General features: G+C 54.6%; 12 protein-coding genes. 4 read left to right on the top strand and 8 right to left on the bottom strand.

Going from position 1 to position 14,252, the window contains the following annotated elements; genetic code table 11:
* Positions 1-354 precede the first annotated feature (354 nt).
* On the bottom strand, positions 355-1,134 hold the full coding sequence (locus tag VGN67_RS12770) for a T9SS type A sorting domain-containing protein (RefSeq protein ID WP_327487231.1): 780 nt from the start codon (positions 1,132-1,134) through the stop codon (positions 355-357).
* Positions 1,135-1,384: 250 nt separating this feature from the next.
* Here VGN67_RS12770 and VGN67_RS12765 point away from each other — a divergent pair, with 250 nt between their 5' ends.
* The 3 genes from VGN67_RS12765 to hemB all read left to right on the top strand — a co-directional run bounded on the left by VGN67_RS12765 (position 1,385) and on the right by hemB (position 5,723).
* Complete coding sequence (locus tag VGN67_RS12765) at positions 1,385-3,289, top strand: HAMP domain-containing sensor histidine kinase (RefSeq protein ID WP_327487230.1); 1,905 nt, start codon at positions 1,385-1,387, stop codon at positions 3,287-3,289.
* A 294-nt stretch (positions 3,290-3,583) separates the two neighbouring features.
* Positions 3,584-4,384, top strand: a complete 801-nt coding sequence (locus VGN67_RS12760) for a response regulator transcription factor (protein WP_327487229.1) — start codon at positions 3,584-3,586, stop codon at positions 4,382-4,384.
* A gap of 355 nt (positions 4,385-4,739) precedes the next feature.
* On the top strand, positions 4,740-5,723 hold the full coding sequence (hemB, locus tag VGN67_RS12755) for a porphobilinogen synthase (protein ID WP_327487228.1): 984 nt from the start codon (positions 4,740-4,742) through the stop codon (positions 5,721-5,723).
* Positions 5,724-6,130: 407 nt separating this feature from the next.
* Here the strand turns inward: hemB and VGN67_RS12750 are convergent, their stop codons facing one another.
* Complete coding sequence (locus tag VGN67_RS12750; protein ID WP_327487227.1) at positions 6,131-6,253, bottom strand: hypothetical protein; 123 nt, start codon at positions 6,251-6,253, stop codon at positions 6,131-6,133.
* Between the two features lie 175 nt (positions 6,254-6,428).
* Here VGN67_RS12750 and VGN67_RS12745 point away from each other — a divergent pair, with 175 nt between their 5' ends.
* Complete coding sequence (locus VGN67_RS12745; RefSeq protein WP_327487226.1) at positions 6,429-7,481, top strand: hypothetical protein; 1,053 nt, start codon at positions 6,429-6,431, stop codon at positions 7,479-7,481.
* A 291-nt stretch (positions 7,482-7,772) separates the two neighbouring features.
* On the opposite strand, the gene VGN67_RS12740 is transcribed toward VGN67_RS12745, so the two are convergent.
* From VGN67_RS12740 to VGN67_RS12715, 6 genes are all read right to left on the bottom strand, one after another.
* On the bottom strand, positions 7,773-7,895 hold the full coding sequence (locus VGN67_RS12740; protein ID WP_327487225.1) for a hypothetical protein: 123 nt from the start codon (positions 7,893-7,895) through the stop codon (positions 7,773-7,775).
* 109 nt (positions 7,896-8,004) lie between these two features.
* Positions 8,005-8,334 carry a hypothetical protein gene (locus tag VGN67_RS12735; RefSeq protein ID WP_327487224.1) on the bottom strand — a complete coding sequence of 110 codons (330 nt, stop codon included), beginning with the start codon at positions 8,332-8,334 and terminating at the stop codon, positions 8,005-8,007.
* A gap of 377 nt (positions 8,335-8,711) precedes the next feature.
* Positions 8,712-9,941 (bottom strand): YjbH domain-containing protein, encoded by a 1,230-nt coding sequence (locus VGN67_RS12730; RefSeq protein WP_327487223.1) that lies wholly within the window; start codon positions 9,939-9,941, stop codon positions 8,712-8,714.
* Entirely contained in the window at positions 9,928-10,692 is a 765-nt protein-coding gene (locus tag VGN67_RS12725) for a YjbH domain-containing protein (RefSeq protein ID WP_327487222.1), read from the bottom strand. Before VGN67_RS12725 ends, VGN67_RS12730 begins: the two co-directional genes overlap by 14 nt.
* 206 nt (positions 10,693-10,898) lie before the next feature.
* Entirely contained in the window at positions 10,899-11,903 is a 1,005-nt protein-coding gene (locus tag VGN67_RS12720; protein ID WP_327487221.1) for a hypothetical protein, read from the bottom strand.
* A gap of 573 nt (positions 11,904-12,476) precedes the next feature.
* On the bottom strand, positions 12,477-13,844 hold the full coding sequence (locus tag VGN67_RS12715; RefSeq protein ID WP_327487220.1) for an exopolysaccharide biosynthesis polyprenyl glycosylphosphotransferase: 1,368 nt from the start codon (positions 13,842-13,844) through the stop codon (positions 12,477-12,479).
* Positions 13,845-14,252 lie beyond the last annotated feature (408 nt).

Genomic DNA, 14,252 nt, shown 5'->3' with positions numbered 1-14,252 from the left:
ACCGCTTCTATTGCCTTATTTGCAGATAATGGTAGTCTAAAAGTGTTCATTAACGGACAAAGAATGTTCACCGGTGAACGTGAAAGTACCTGCGCCGCCAGGGTACTTAACCCTTAGAAGGGTAGTACCAGAATCTAGGCTATTTATCTTCTATTTTAACGTAAAAAGTCCCCGCACCGGCTACCGGTGCGGGGACTTCTCCTTCCTAAGTACCTGCTCTCAGAAGACACTTACTACATGGGCTGCTTGTGGAGCGGTGCCACCCACAGGGTGGTACTAGTAAATCAGAGCGTACCTACCAGCGTGTACCTGTGGACCGGTGCCACCCACAGGGTGGTACCGGTTAGGCGTGCCTTAGGGGATTACTACCCGGCGGGTGGCGCCGTCGTCCTTCTGCACCACGGTGACGAACAAGGTACCTTTGGTGTTTTTCTTTAATTCCAGCTGACCCACAAAGTCCCCGCTGAAATCCCTGATTTCCTTGCGGGCTACTTCCTTACCACGGGTATCGGTTACGCTGATGGTCACATCGCCCTTCTCGGGTACGCTAAACCGCAGATTTAGTACGCCGTTATCCGGATTGTTGGGGTATACATTCAAGCCGCGCACATTGGCGGGTTGGCCCGTTTCGCTGCTCCAGATGTCGCCCATCCGCTCCCCGGCGTTCTCCAGGTCACGCATGAGTACCTTCACGCGGGGCTTGACCTCCTCCTCAATGCGGCGCATTTTTTCGCGCATTTCCCGGCTGTCAAATTCCACGTGGAAGTCGTCGTCGTCGCCCTTCCAGCTGAATACCGGCGCGTCATCGTTATGTACCTCCACGCGGCGGCGCTCACGGGTTGTTACGTTGCCGTCACCTTCGTCTACCGTTACGGTTACCCGGCGGTTGTTGTGGGTATCGGTACCAAGCGAGTCAAGTACCTTGTCCACAAATTCCTTACGCTCCTGATCCGACAGGGTACCTACTTCGTAGCTTCTTTCCACGACCTCCGTCCTGCCGTTTCGGTTTTCGGATACCTTCACCCGTACGGTCGTTTTCTTCTCCTCTTTCGACTGCGCCTGGGCCGGGCCGTAGCCCATACCCGCCAGCAGCATCACACCCAGTACCAGGGAGCGTCCAATCTTATTTTTCATGTCGGTTAGTTTGTTTTGGTTTGTTGATATTTATTGTCGGATGGTACGACTGAAAAAAAGCCTTCGGGTTTAAAGGCAATTGTCCAAAATTTTAAGTTAAGTTACTTTAAAGCTTACCCTCCAACTCTGTTAAAGTATGTTAAAAAACCCAGTACCCTATCCGCCGGGCACCCCAAAGGGCCTATTTTTGTTATTGTAGTTAAAATAAAGTCGTTCCCGAAACGGCCTGCGTTGCATAGCGTACCAAAAAATGACAAAAAGAAAGATACAGATTATAGTGGGGTTGATGTGCCTGGCACTGGTGGGGCTCATCGGGTTTCAGTGGTACTGGATCCGGGAAGCTATTGTCATTCGTAACGAGCAGTTCAACCATAAAGTAGCGGAGTCGGTACAGGCGGTGGTACACCGGATCGAGAAGCAGGAGATGATGTACCTGCTGCAGCAACGGATCGAAGCCGAGCAGCAGCAGGCCAGGTTTGACCGCATTACCCAGGTCAACGAAAAACCCCGCACCAAGCGTCCGGGAGTAGCCACTCCGGGAGGCGCTCCTCCGCATTCTCCCGAGCAGCTGGCCGCGGTACCCTCTCCCCCTACCAACGTCGAAATCACCATTGGCCCCACCGGCGAAGTGCGGTACCAGTTCTATACCGAAGAAGCGCCTTCCGAAGTAGCGCCTTCCGATGTATTAAGTCCCAACTTCCGGGTAATGGCGGACCACCAGCAGCAGATCATCGAAGAGTTTTTTCAGGCCCAGCGCCTGGGCCTGGCGGGTATGGATGAGTTTATGCGGCGGCGGCTGGAGGAAGAAAAAAAGCTGGGTACCTATTTCCGGGAAGAGGCCATGACCCATCCACCCACCCCATCCAGCCCAAAGGCCGGCGCCACCGCCCAGGTACCTGCCCCATCCAAAGCAGGTAAGGAACCAGCGGCCAGACCCACCGCCGACAATAAGCCCCCACCGCTCGACCGGGCTGAGCTGCTGCGGGAAGTAATGAAAGACCTCCTGTATACCCAGCGGCCCATCAAGGAGCGGGTCAACCGCTTTCTGCTGGATTCGCTGCTGAAAAAAGAACTGGTACAAAATGGTATTTCGCTGCCCTATGAGTTTGCGGTACGTACCCATGCCGTAGCCCAGCCGGTACTTGCTACGGCCGAGCTTAAGGCGGGCGACTGGGAGCAACGGGCCTACAAGGCGTCGCTGTTCCCGAGTGAAATGCTCAGCGGCAATAACCTCCTGTACGTGTACTTCCCGGATCAGCAGCAGTACATACTGCGGAAGATGAGCGCCATGCTGGCGGGCTCGGCGGTACTGGTGCTGGTGATTCTGACCTGCTTTTACCTGGCCGTAACCACTATCCTGCGGCAGAAAAAGCTCTCCGACATCAAAAACGACTTCATCAACAACATGACGCACGAGTTCAAGACGCCCATTTCTACCATTGCCCTGGCTACCGACATGGCGCAGGAAAACGCGGCCACGGTACCCCAGCCGGACCTGACCCTCCGCCTGAACCGGTACCTGGGTATTATCCGGGAAGAGAACCGGCGGCTGGGTACCCACGTCGAGAAGGTACTTCAGATGGCGCTGCTCGACCGCGGCGACGTCCGGCTCAAAACAACCGAGGTCAATATCCACGACCTCATCGGGAAGGTACTTAACAACCTCAGCGTCCAGATTGAGCAGCGGGAGGGAGAGGTGGAACTGGACTTCGAAGCCGGGGAGGAGATCGTAACGGGCGACGAACTGCACCTGACCAACGTCCTCTCCAACCTCATTGACAACGCCATCAAGTACTCACCCGAACGCCTGCACCTGACCATCCGGACCCGCAACGAGCCCATAGGTACCCCCCGTGGAGACGGCCCCCGTGGCAATGGCCCCCGTGGCAGCGGCCACCGTGGTAGCGGCCGTCCTGGTATCCGGATTGACATAGCCGACCAGGGAATTGGTATGACCCGGGAGCAGCTCAGCCGTATTTTCGATAAGTTCTACCGCGTACCCACCGGCAACCTGCACGATGTAAAAGGCTTCGGCCTGGGCCTCAGCTACGTCCGTAAATTGGTAGAAGCCCACGAAGGTACCATTCAGGTCCAGAGCCAGCCGGGCCAGGGAAGCGTGTTCAGTGTTCAATTACCAGTGATCAATGAGCAGTGAGTGAATGAGTGAATGAGTGAATGAGTGAATGAGTGAATGAGCGGCCACCGCTGTGGTGGATGAGCGCCTCCCGCTGTGGTGAATGAGTGAATGAGCGGCTACCGTGGTAGCGGCCACCGTTGATGGGGAAGGGAAAACACCGCGTTACTCTGTGCTAAAACTCTTTGAACTCTGTGGTTAATTAATACCCGGAACAGTTCAATGTAAAACTATTTTCTTGGTCTAGTACTTAAAAGAAAAGCTTACTGCATATAGCATACGGCTTACAGCTAAAACCTAACACTGCACACTGCCATGCGTTTACTTCTCGTTGAAGATGATCCGAATCTGGGGGGGCTCCTGCAGGAGTACCTGACCCACAAAGGCTACCCCACCGACCTCGCTACCGACGGGCAGAAGGGATGGCAGGCTTTTGTGGAGAACGACTATGACCTCTGTATCTTTGACGTTATGATGCCCAAAAAGGACGGCTTCTCCCTGGCCAAAGAAGTACGCATGAGTGGCCCCCGTAGCGACGGCCGCCGTGGAGACGGCCCCCGTGGCAGCGGCCACCGTGGAGACGGCCACCGTGGTAGCGGACGCGATGTCCCCATTATTTTCCTGACCGCCAAGTCCATGAAGGAAGACACCATCCAGGGCTTCCGCGTCGGGGCCGACGACTACGTTACCAAACCCTTCAATCAGGAAGAGCTGCTGCTGCGCATTGAGGCCATCCTGCGCCGCTACCGTCGCTCCGACGGAGCGCAGGCGACCGATACCGACCCGGAGGCCAGGGTGTACCAGGTAGGTACCTATACCTTCGACTACGACCACCAGCAGCTCCGTCATGGCGACGACAGCACCCGCCTGACCAGCAAGGAGTCTGAACTACTGAAGCTCTTCTGCCAGAACCTCAACCAGCCCATCAGCCGCAGCTACGCCCTCAAAATGATCTGGGGCGACGACTCCTACTTCAACGCCCGCAGCATGGATGTGTACGTGACCAAGCTCCGCAAGCACCTCCGCGACGACCCCTCCATCCAGCTCATGAATCTCCACGGCGAAGGGTTTAAATTGATGAGCAGCCCTTCGGGCAGCGAAAGAGCGAAAGAGTGATAGAGTGGGAGGAAAGGCGGCCGCAGGGCGGTCCGCCGCGCGGTTCATGAGAAGGTAGGCAAAGGAGGCATGGACGATACTCACACTTTGTTAACGGTATAAACAAACTCTGTGTCTCTCTGTGAAGTACTCTTTAACCTCCGTGGTAGGAAAAATAGCAGATTTAAACACCCCCTGCCCCCTTACTAGGGGGTAAGTAGTTTGGAATTCAGCATTCACTAATCTAAAATTCAGAATTCCTACAAACTATCTTTGCAACGGCTGAATCCACTTTCAGCCGTTTTTGTTACTATATCTATTGATAGCCCCCGGCTATAAGCTAATGGCTAATACCTAACCACCTAACAGCTAACCAATGATCTATATACCCCGTCGTCCGCGTCGTAACCGTAAGTCTGCTGCCATCCGGGAGCTGGCTCAGGAAACTACCCTTTCGGTATCTGACCTTATATTCCCCATGTTTGTGCAGGAAGGTACCGGCCTACAAATTGAAATCAAGTCCATGCCCGGCATCTACCGCTTTTCCGTGGACAGCCTGCTCGAGGAACTGAAGGAGGTGACGGACCTGGGCATTAAGACCATCTGCCTTTTTCCCAACTACCCCGAAAGCAAAAAAGACAAGTACGCCACTGAAAGCTACCGCGAAGGTACCCTCTACCTCGACGCCCTCAAGGCCATCAAAGACCGCTTCCCCGACCTGGCCCTCATGACCGACATCGCCATGGACCCCTACAGCAGCGACGGCCACGATGGCGTGGTAGAGAACGGCGAGATCGTCAATGACCCAACCCTCGAAGTACTGGGCAAAATGGCCGTGGCGCAGGCTAAAGCCGGGGCCGATATCCTCGGTCCCAGCGATATGATGGACGGCCGCGTGGGCTACATCCGCGACCTGCTCGACGCCCAGGGCCACTCCCACGTCAGCATTATGTCCTACACCGCCAAGTACGCCAGCGCCTTCTACGGTCCCTTCCGCGACGCCCTCGAGTCGGCCCCGCGCTTTGGCGACAAAAAAACCTACCAGATGAACCCCGCCAACCGCCGCGAGGCCCTGGTGGAAGCCCAGCTCGACCTGGAAGAAGGTGCCGATTTCCTGATGGTGAAGCCCGCCCTGTCTTACCTGGACATCATCCGCCTGCTCCACGACCACTTCGACCTGCCCATTGCCGCCTACAACGTATCCGGCGAGTACGCCATGATCAAGGCCGCCGGACAAAACGGCTGGATCGACGCCGAACGCGCCATGCTGGAGGTACTTCTCAGCATCCGCCGCGCCGGTGCCAAAGCCATCCTGACCTATTTCGCCAAGGAAGCCGCTTTTGTGCTCAATGAACAGTGAGCAATTATCAGTGACCAGTGACCAATTACCAGTGACCGCGCGGCGGTCCGTCAGTGATCAGTGACCAATGAGCAATTACCAGTGATCAGTGACCAATTACCGCAACGGCAGACCGCCAATTACCAGTGACCGCGGACCGTTAATGATCAATTACCCTGTGGGACATTCAGTTACCAGCGTGGCTGGCAGCGTAGGGAGGAGGTGCTTAGGCCGGTTTGATAGGAAGGTATCAAAAGCGGGCCCGGCAGCGGCGGACGGCCGCTGCCGGGCCGTATCTTAGTAGAAAGAAACAGCTAATTCCTAATTCAGAATAAGTAGTGTACGAAGGGTTGATTTTCCTGAGCATGAGTAGCTTTCAGGCCATGGAAGCGGGCCCCAGAGGCGGACGGCCCCAGCGGGGCCGCACCTTAGTAGAAAGAAATAGCCATAAAGGGAATAGATAGCTCCGTAGGCGGCCGCAACGGCGGACCGTCGCCGCGCGGAGCGGCACCTTTTGTTCCTTCGTACATTACCAATTCAGAATTCATCATTCAGAATTAATAAGGTGCCGCCCCTGGGGCTTTTTTGAATTGGCAACTGCTCATTGGTAACTGCTCACTGGTCACTGTCCTCCGACTTCGTGAACGGTCATTGTTTACTAATTTTCCTGCGGTTATTTGTAACCGGCCTTACCAGGCCCCGCTTTACTCAACGTTATCCTCTTTCATGAAAAAGAAATTTCTACTCTACACAACCGGTGTAGTGGCCCTGCTGTATAGCTGCTCCACTAAAGATCTCCCCTCCGTTGACCCCTTCGCCCCTTCCCTGCGGGAACTGGAAAAAATGGAACTGCCGGATATAACTTTACAAAAACCCGCCCCCGTTACGATCGTGCCCGGCTCGGTCAAAGAGTCGGCTAAGGGAGCGGCGGCCGTCCGGGAACTAACTTCCCTGGGCACCGAAGGTACCCTGTCGGTTTCTTCCCGGCAATTCGCTACTGCCGTTATGCAGGCCGTACCCGAAAGCCAGGCTACCGCCGTGCGGGAAAGTACTTCCGCCGGTACCCTGGGCCAGATCATGGAGCAGACCACCTATACCGAAGCGCAACGCGTATTTGTGAAATCTCTCAAGGGCCTGCCGACCGAAGCCGCCGGTTTTTTACCCCAGCTCAGCCAGCCCCTCATCAACGGTAAACCCGCCGGAGCACGTTCCGGCCTGCCCGAGGGTACTACGCCTCCCACGCCCGTAGCAACCGGACCGCTTGGCACCCAGGCACCGGATGAACTGATGAAGGGCGAAGATGGCTGTAAGAGCGCCGCCCTGGAAGCGCTGACCCGCGTGCTGGAAAAACTACAGCAGAAAAAAGCGGAGCAACTGGCCCGGGCCGACGCCGAATTTCAGAAAGACCTGAAAGAAGCAGGGGCAAATAAAAGCTGTGAAGCCGACAAAAACCGCAAAGAGGCCGTGAAGGAGCTGGAAAAAAAGTACAAAAAGCTCTTTGACGACCTGGGAAAAAGCAAAAAGAAAGACGATTATAAAGCCAGAGCCGCCCTCCTCAACGCCCTTTTCTACGCCGAACTGGACGCCATCAACAGCCTGTACCTACAGGAGCTGGCCGCCTGCGCGCAGGCCCAAACCTTACGCGAAGCCGCCGCCCGCGCGGCCCTGGAAGCCAATAAGCAACAGATTGAAGCGAACTATAAGCAGGAAGCCGACAAAGCCACGGGTATCGCCAATGCCCTAATTGCTGCCTGCCATAACCAGGGCGGAGGAAAGTGATCAATGACCAGTGATCAGTGACCAGTGAACAATGATCAGTGACCAATGAGAGAAGGAGAGAATGACCGGGCGGCGTTCCGCCAGTTACCAGTTACCAGTGACCAATGACCGCGCGGCGGACCGTCAGTGACCAATGATCAATGAGTGAATGAGAGAAGGACCAATTAGTGGTTCGGGACGCGTAGTTCGGGAGGCGCTCCTTCGGCGGGCCGTCTGGAGGCATCTCCGTGTTGGACCGATGGGATAGCCCATTCTTTTTTTCTCACGGCAAGCTACCAAAATCCTGGAATCTTACCGGCTTTCAAACCTAAAGGCCCCCGTGGATACGGCCACCGTGGATACGGCCCCCGTGGATACGGCCACTGCGGCAGCGGCCACCGCGGCAGCGGCGCATCCCGCACAGTAATTGGTCATTCTATTAATTTACGGTAATTGATCACTGGCGGTCCGCCGGACTGCGCGGCCCTCGCGGTCATTGATCACTGGTCACTGCTCACTGCTCACTGGCGGTCCGCCGCCGCGGTCATTGCTTAATTTCCGCTTCCAGCTTTTGGTGCAGGCTTTTCAGGCGTTGTACCAGGAGCTGGCACTCTTCCTCGCTCATGCCCCCGATGGTGTTCGCGACCTGGTTGAGGAGCATCCGGCCGTCTTCCAGGGGTACCCCACCGCGTTTGACGGTACTCAGAATCGTTTCCCACTCTCTTGCCAGGGGCTCCGAAAAGAATTTAGGGTCAATGATATTAAAATAAGCCGCCTGGGCCTTAAGTCGCTCTTTCAGGGGGGATACCGGGCCGTGGAGATTCCCTACGAGCTTTGACAGCTCCACGTACGCAAAGATGTTAGACTTCTTCATGTGTGCGGTATAGTTATAGAATTGAGGGTAAAAAGAGGTTTACGCAAAGCTACCATCTGTTTCTATACGTTAGGGTACCGTTAGATAAAATTATTGCAGAAATTGATCAATGATCAATGATCAATGACCAGTTACCAGTGACCAATGATACTAGTGATCAATGAGTGGATGAGTGGATGAGTGGATGAGTGGATGAGTGGATGAGTGAATGAGTGAATGAGTGGATGAGTGGATGGCCAATTACTGGTTTGGAGGCGCTCCTCCGGGAGGCATCACCGTGTCGGAGGAGCGCCTCCCGAACTACGCCTCTCGCACTACGCGTCCCGCACGGTCACTGATAATTGGTCACTGGCGGTCCGCCGCGCGGTCACTGGTAATTATTTCAGCATCTGGTACTGGCGGTTCAGGTAGTTGCGGTGGTACTGGCGGAGGCGCTGGTCCAGCTGGTAGCCGGTGCGGTAGCGTTCGCCAATGTTGTAGCCCCGCGTGTAGGTATACTCCCAGCGAAACTCCTCGCCGGTCCGCAGGCGGGCGCGGTCCCCCTGCCAGAGCTTGCCCGGTGGTATGGGTACCGCCAGGTTAAAGCCCAGGGTAGCGCCGTTGCGGCTTTTGGTGGTGTACAGCCCCACCTCCACGTTCGTAAACTGCCGGATTATATCCAGGCGCGCGCCCACGTCATTGGCCAGGTACTGTCCGCCCGACAGCTTCAGCGTCAGGTCGGGGCGGGGGAGGCGGTAGGCCACGTCAGCCAGGAGCAGCAGGTTGTCCAGCGCGCCGTATATGGCCCCCCGTCGGGTAAAATAAAACTCGCCCGTCAGGCCCGTTTCGGCTCCGAACGACCAGGCCCCGCTCAGGGGCATGTGGCGGTACTGCACGTTCAGGCCGTACTGATCGTCGTGGAAGAAGCCCGCCGAGGCGCTCACAAAATGGTCGCCGTCCAGGGCCAGAAACTGGTTCAGAAACAGGGGAGCGGGCCGAACGATATTGGGACGGTTGTCCAGGTCGTTGGTGAGCGGGAACAAGACCCCCCCGTTTAGCACCAGGCCGCGGCTGAGGTACAGCTGCGTCATCAGCAGCAGGTACGTATTACTCTCAATAGGCTGGTTCCGGTTGCCGAAGTAGGCCGCGAACTGAGGCTGCAGCCAGAAGTCCAGCTTGTACTGCCGCCAGGGGCGGTGCGGGCGCTGCACGTAGTACGTCTGCCGCTCTCCCCGGCTCAGCGGACTAAACTCCAGCCTCTCTCCTTCCATAGAGTACTTACCCACGGGTATCCCCTGAATCAGCGGCACAAAGTTTTTGATAACGGCCGGCGTACCGGCGCCCGGCGTACCGGCCGACGCCGGTGCGCCCGGCGCGTCGGTGCTGCCTGTCGTAACCTGCCGCATTTCGATCAGCCCAATGAAGGGGTTGCGGTACAGGCGCTGCTCGTAGTAAACGGTACTCCGGCCTCCCGTAGTGTCAAACGAAATATTTTCAAAGTTTTGCCGCAGGGCCTGTTGGGCCGCTGGAACGCCGGCCGCCGGGCTCAGCAGTGGCTGGGCCACCAGTTGGGTATACCAGCCCGTACCCAGCAGAAAAAGGAGAAAGGAGCCTTTACTTAATTTCATTGGTTTTCCGGAGCCTTACCGGGAGGGCGTTAAGCGGTACAGTATAAGAAGTTCCAAAAGTAAGCTGGTCAAAATTCAGCAGGCCCGCCTGAATCGTCCACCGCTTAAAAAGCGTAGCGTAGCCACCCACATTCACGCGCTGCGAGTCCCACTCGGCCATCAGGCCCGCCTTCTGTTGGTAGTTCAGGCTCAGGCCACCAAAGGGACCAGTCAGGTAGTCATTGCTAAATATAGCTTCACTTCTTTTAATTATTTTGAAGTCTGCTAACACATTATAATTCAATCCAGATTTATCATCTCGAAAAATAAAGTAAGGGCTACCCATGCCTCCGGTTAACTCAAACTTAATATTTTCATTGAATTGAAATTGCTTTGTAGCTACTAATGCATAAGTAATTAATGAAGCCTGTACAGTAAATGGTGACGACATAATTACTGCTATAGAAGGGCGAAGCTTTTTTTCTTTAAGAAGTAGATACTTAATATCCAGCTGCCGATCACCAATCATCCTTTCTATATATGGAATACCAGGTCCATTTAAATGTACTAAGTTAACATTAATTTCTAGGCGATGCAGAAGCGTCAGGTTTGCATATAGAATGCGTTCAGAAAAATTTCCTTGATTTTTATAGTAGGTTGACCGAAACCCATAGCGGTAGGGATTGTAGTTAGCCCCGACCGTAAAGGTACCATCCGGCGTTTCCCGGGCCGTCGGAATGTAGATCAACCCCGGCTTGCCCGAAATATTCATTTGCCCGTAACCCCGCGTCATACCCAGTCCCGCGAGCAGCAGGAACACAAAAAAGGGTAGCGTTACACTACCCCTTTTTTTACGTAATTCTTGTATCATTTTTTAAGTAAAGAGTTTTGAGTTTATGAGTATGAAGTACTACCGCAGCGGCGGGACGCGTAGTCTGGCCGTCACTCATGAACTCATAGACTCATGAACTCATCAACTTACTTCCCTCCTCCCTGGTTGTGGCAGGCCTTTACCAGTTCCGCTATCTTATCTGAAGCGGTTTTCAAGCCTTTGTTCAGTGCCTCGGTTACTTTGCCGGTATTGGCTGCCTTGGCTGCGTTGGCGTTGGCAATGGTAGCTTCCTTCTTCTGGGTACAGGCCGCCAGGTCCGCTTTTTCCAGCGAATTGATCGCCGCGAGTGTCGAGCCGTACTGAACCGTTACCAGCGCTTTCAGGAGGCCGTAGAAGCTACCCAGTGCAGCCTGGTTAGCATCCAGGTTCGCCAATATTCCACTAAACTGCGTCTTGGTGTTGGTACGCAGGGTCGTGTAGTTGGCGGGGATACCGGCCTTGCAGCTGGTTTCGGCCGTGGCGGCATCTGCCACCTGCTTCTGGTAGTCGGCATCAACTTTGTCCTGCTGCGTTTTGGCGTCAGCTTTCAGTTTATTGATCACGTTGGCCAGCGCATCCTGCGCCGCTTTCACACAGGCATCGTCCGCCTGGGTACCCATTACTTTTTCGATCGACTCGGGCAAACCGGTACGGCCGTTCACCACAGTTCCGTTCACGGTTGGCAGGCTGAAGCTAGCCAGGAAAGAGGTCAGTCCCGCGTTGCCCTTTATTTTATCGAGCGCGGTCTGTAGTTCCGAAGGGAGCGTTCCTCCGTTGGCAATTGCATCCAGCTGAGCGGGAGTAATGGCATTGACAGCCGATACTTCACTGGTGCTCAGGGTATTTGATACCGTGGTAGCTGTCGACTGCATCGCTGCCGTTGGGGCACCTCCGCTGTAGCTGCTGATCGTCGTGTTAGTCGGAGCAGTAAAGGTCGCAGGCTGGGTCGTTACCGGAGCCGGAGGCGCGATCGTTACCGTTTCTACCGTAATCCCGCTCAGCTCATTGTTGAAGTCAGGAATGGGAGGGGGCGTCTCGTGATCTTTACAATTGTAAAGGGTCAGTGTAGCCAGGAGGCTGTACGCAAATAGGGATGCATAACGTTTTTTCATTGGAAAAGATAGTAAGTAAAGTATGTAACAGGTTCGGTATAAAAAAGCCGCGGCACGTTGCCGCAGGAAAAATTCAGCTTTAAAAAAGGTCCCTATCACACGCCAAAACCACTTTTCCGGAGGGAGTTTTACACTATTTCAGCAGTTTACCCGCAATATTAGACTATTTTATCACATTATTGCCCGTTGGGGTAAATATATTTACTTCTTCAGGCTTTTTATAATGCTTTAGGCTATAGGCCGTAAGCTTTAGGCTTTCCTGAGTTCAATTTCACTACTCTTACTTCAAACCCACTCATCAACTCCTTCACTCATTCGCTCATTGGACACTGCTCACTGGTCACTGAACACCTCCCGCGCGGCGGCCGCCTCAGTCCCCGCAACGGCGGCCGCTCCTTATAGGAGGGAAGCTTCATTGTAGGGAAGCTATACTTTGTGCTTCAATCACTGACAGTCCGCCGAACTACGCCTCCCGCCTGATCATTGGCGGAACGCCGGAGGAGCGCCTCCCGCCCGGTCACTGCTCACTGGTCATTGATCATTGGTAATTGGTAATTGGTAATTGAGCATAGCTCATCTTCCCCTTCCCAGCATCATCACCACCACCGTCTGCATTACCAGGCTGATGTCCTGCCGGAGGCTGTACTTACCCAGGTACTCCAGGTCGTAGCGGAGGCGATTCACATTTTCGGCTTCGTTGGTGGCGTAGCCCGCCTTAATTTGCCCAATGGACGTAATCCCCGGGTTAACCGTCAGTATTTTCTTGAATTCCTTGGGGGCGGCCTTCATCAGCATCTCCACGTCATAGTGGGGCAGCGGACGCGGACCCACCACCGACATTTCTCCCTTTATTACGTTCAGGAACTGCGGCAGTTCGTCGAGTCGGGTCTGACGCAGAAAAGCACCAATGCCCGTCAGGCGCGGGTCTTTCTTCCCTTGCGAGTGCTGGAGCCCGTAACTATCGGCATCTACCTTCATGGTCCTGAACTTATAAATGCTAAAGTTTTTGCCCCAGCGGCCGGTCCGGCTCTGTGTAAAGAACACCGGGCCCGGCGAGGTCAGCTTTACGGCCACCATCACCAGCAGGAATACGGGCGCTCCCACCAGCATTACCAGCAGAGAAAACAGGAGGTCAAAGGCCCGCTTTACCGTTTGCTCCTGCGGACTGGAAAACGGCTTCGTGGATACCTCAATCACCGGGTACACATCGTGGTATTCAATAGTCGCGTGGTTAGTCATAAAGCCCCGGAAGTCCGGTACCAACCGCACCTGCGTACGCTGCCGCTCCGCTACCTGTATAATACTCCGCACCTGCTCATCGTTCAGCTTCGACAGGCAGCAGTATACGTAGTCCAGGTTACGGTGTTCTATAAATCCTTCCAGCGCGGCTTCGTCCTGGCTATGATCTTTAAACTCAAACAGGCCGTAGTAGTGGTAACCCAGCTCCGGGCGCTGCTCATAAAACTCTTTGATGTACTCAATCAGCTCATCGTCACCTACAACGGCGTAGCGACGGAAGTCGTAGCCCGCCCTGCGGTATAGCTGCAGCGACAGCAGCATCGCTATCCGGACCACCGTAGCCGACAGGATAAACAGCCCGTAGGTCATCGCCAGCTGTATCCGTGAGTAGGCATCCCCCAGTTGAGAAAGGTAGATAACGCCCGTTAAACAAACAGCGTGCAGCAGCGTGGCCTTGATCAGGTTGCCTTCCTGGTCGTTGAAGGTATACGACAGCCGGGTGAAGTTGTAGGTCCTAAGGAAATAAATTACCAGTACCCACAGCAGGTTGCTAACCAGCAGCAGGTTTATGTAGTGCGGGTTCAGGTCCGTCAGCAGCGTATCAAACCGGACCAGGTAGGCGATCAGGAAAGAAGCATTGAGCAGCAGAATGTCCGTCCAGAGGTGGGTTTTGGAAACCAGACCGGTAGAGCGATTTTTCATTGTATAGCGTGTAAGTTTTCGGAGGATACCAGGCAAAGACCCCGAATAGCCGCTTTGCCCGGGGCAAAGCATAAGCTACTGTTTCTGCGCATGATCATGATATGGGGCGATTAAATTTGAAACTACGGTACAACTGTTACTATCACCAGCCCCTCAGCCTGTTCACTATCCTTTCATCCTCCGCCTTCCCAAACACCCTTCCCTCAAGCAAAAACTACACCAACTGCCAGCAGTCAGCTACCATTTTTTACCTGACAGTTACATCCGCTGATGTAAGGTACCTGACCCGCCACCTATCAGCCGGAACTAATCTGCCGGCACACTACCTAAACTCTTACATTACGATTGAAAACAGCAGGAGTAACTGGAGTAACTATAGATTCTGCTTGAATAGGGCTACAAGTTGTA

The sequence above is a fragment of the Telluribacter sp. genome, from assembly GCF_035998675.1.
In the GTDB taxonomy this organism is placed as follows: domain Bacteria; phylum Bacteroidota; class Bacteroidia; order Cytophagales; family Spirosomataceae; genus Telluribacter.
This window is presented reverse-complemented; position numbering and strand designations above follow the sequence as displayed.